The following is a 2671-nucleotide window of genomic DNA, read 5'->3' on the forward strand; positions in this document are numbered from 1 at the left end:
ACATTAAACCTTAATATAAAAAAGGTTATCCTCGTTCATGTTTATCTTAATTTAATTAACATATGAAATAAACATCAGTTTAAATACTTATTCTTTATTCAGTCAAGGTTAATTACTCATAACCGATATGTTACCAGGCCGACCTTTATCACCTAGGCTGTAATCACAAACACCATCAGGAAAAGTTTTCTTCAGTAAATCAACACTAGTTGATACGTCTACGTCTCCGTAGAACCCTTTATCAATAGCTTCTTCTATTGAAACTCTGTAGCACTTGAAAATGCTACCTTCCCAAGGCGCGCCTGCTTGAATTCGACTATTGCTATAAATTGGATAAACTTGAGTACATTGGCCATTTGCTTTCCCATTCCACTGACCATCAAATACCCCCTCTCCAGACGAATGGATGTTTCCTTCGCCATCAAAACAGGTATCCACAGCCAACTGAGGCTTCGATACTTTTACCTTCTGTTCATAGTTCATCGATTCAGGCATGCTTCTCATCGCCATTAACCATTCATCCATTAATAAGTAAGCTTGCTCAACAGGGTTAAATTGCTTATGGGAGATCCAAATAACATGATTATCGACATGATTCATCGCCTCGAGTATCCGTAAGCGGGTAGAAAAAGAAGCCGATGTATGGTGCATATTCAGGTCATCTTCGAGGTAGTGGCGTATATCTATGATGGGCAGGCTAACATTGCCGATAAACACCTGACCATATAGATATGCTCTTTCGATGGCAGATAATGGGGCTGAACGTCGCTTGGCCGGTTTTGTTTTGTCTTCTGTCACATTGTGCTCCCCCCAAAGAGACAGCCACAGTGGTGGAATACCCGCGCTGAGACTGAGCTTTTTCTCTGATTCCATGTCATTGAAGGGTTTCCATGCACCGATTTTCTGATTGATTTCTATAAACTCATCTAAAGAAATTTTATTTTCACGCAACGCCAGCAGACCATACTGCACGCCCACATTATCCCATGTGGATTGGGCAAAACCGTGTTCATCCTTGCCATAGATATGAACCAAATCCTGCCAGTAATTCCAATTAACCCTTTCGACCACAGATTCGTGGTAATAAGGCTTTAGAAAACCCTGCCTTGGATTGTTTAGATAACTACTGAGGCCAAAATAGCCATTGATACACTCGCTATTTCCTTGCGGGAATTCAGGCATCTGAAAACGAACGAGTTGGTTGAGTGGCTGAAGCCAGCCAAACCGCTGTTCTGCTTCATTGATAGCCCTCAAGCCTTCTATATACTGACGGGATTGCCAATCTTGCCATCTGTCCCTGTCACTGGCCCGAAAGCTGAAGTAGGTATTAAGCAAGTCACAGTCCAAGGCATAAATAGAAACACTAACCATGTCGGGGTATGAGTAAAGTGGAAGCAAGCCATCTAAAATGCCTTCACTATTTTGGGCAATCAGATATTGGGCAAGCCCACCGCCTGAGCCTCCGATACCTATGGTATACAAAGGCTCACCAAACAAACTGACAAACTGTTTTTTTACTCGGCGAGCTGTGTCTTCCGCTAGTAGCATATTGTAGCCATAGCTGGTTTTATTTCCGCTAGAAGCGATAACAGCGTAACCTTTCCTTATCTGTGATAACTCTTTTTTGAGAAGGCGATGCAGCTTCATTTTTCCTTGGCGGAACCCTAAACCCGATCCCCCCTCGAATCGGTAGATAAGCCGCTTGTTCCATGCATTTGCACTATCCTGAGACCCAATTTCATCGAACTCAATAGGCATGGCAATGGTATATATGTATCGATTGATGGTCCCTTTTTCAATTCGGACTAGGAGTTCATCATCACTGGGAGGGTTATTCTTTAGCTCTAGCTCGCTTCTTGGAGAGACCAAATTATCTTGGTCAACAACAACGTAAGATAGCTGAGTTTTTATCGCGCAATCCTTTGAATACCCAATGAGTTTCTTGCCATTAAATGTTTCATAGATGGGGACACCGTATCCGTCTTGGTTATCAACAACCGGTTGTCCAAGACCTGAATCGAGCGTCATACAAAAGAAAGGGTATTGGTTCGGGCCAGAATAGAGTGAATTGACAGGTCCGATTTCCCCTACCCGTATGGGAAATGCGTAGGTTTCTTCAGGACGCGGACTGTGGCTAATATGTCCTTTTACTTCAAGTAGATAATTAGGTTGCTCTGGGGCAAGCCCCTTTACCTGCCTTTCGACAATCTCGTTTTGGTTATCGAACTGTAGAGCGGTAATGACAACAGCGAATAGGACAACCAAGCCAATTATCAGTTTTTTCATAATCTCAACGAAGCTTTGTTCACCCTTCTATAGTTTAGCTTCGGTATTGGTTGGCAGAATCTTGGAGGTTGGATTGGTAGGTATAGAATGTAACGCTCGTTAAATAAACGAAAAGGAGCACAATACGCACTCCCTTTTATCAACATATCGAACTGTGTAAGTATTTGGTCTATTGTACAAGATCAGATAATTACCAAATTCAATTAAGGCTCTTCTTGCTCCTGTGGGATATCCGAACAGAACCTAAGGGTGCCTGACTCTACATGATGACATAAGGGTGCCCGTCCATTGTGAACATTTTCAACTTCTTCCCACTTTTCAGCTGATTGTACGCTTCCAGCAAAAAGGAGTCCGCTTAGAACTGCTCCGCCACTTACGCCTAGAA

Annotated in this window: 2 protein-coding genes; both read right to left on the bottom strand. The window is 42.8% G+C overall.

Annotated features, from left to right (window positions below):
• Window positions 1–108 precede the first annotated feature (108 nt).
• Window positions 109–2286 (bottom strand): DUF6351 family protein, encoded by a 2178-nt coding sequence (locus BIZ37_RS29840; protein ID WP_187464629.1) that lies wholly within the window; start codon window positions 2284–2286, stop codon window positions 109–111.
• A gap of 203 nt (window positions 2287–2489) precedes the next feature.
• Window positions 2490–2671: hypothetical protein (locus BIZ37_RS30350; RefSeq protein WP_222939898.1), on the bottom strand; the 182-nt coding region annotated here is incomplete at its 5' end.

Source organism: Photobacterium sp. BZF1 (assembly GCF_014349205.1).
In the GTDB taxonomy this organism is placed as follows: Bacteria; Pseudomonadota; Gammaproteobacteria; order Enterobacterales; family Vibrionaceae; genus Photobacterium.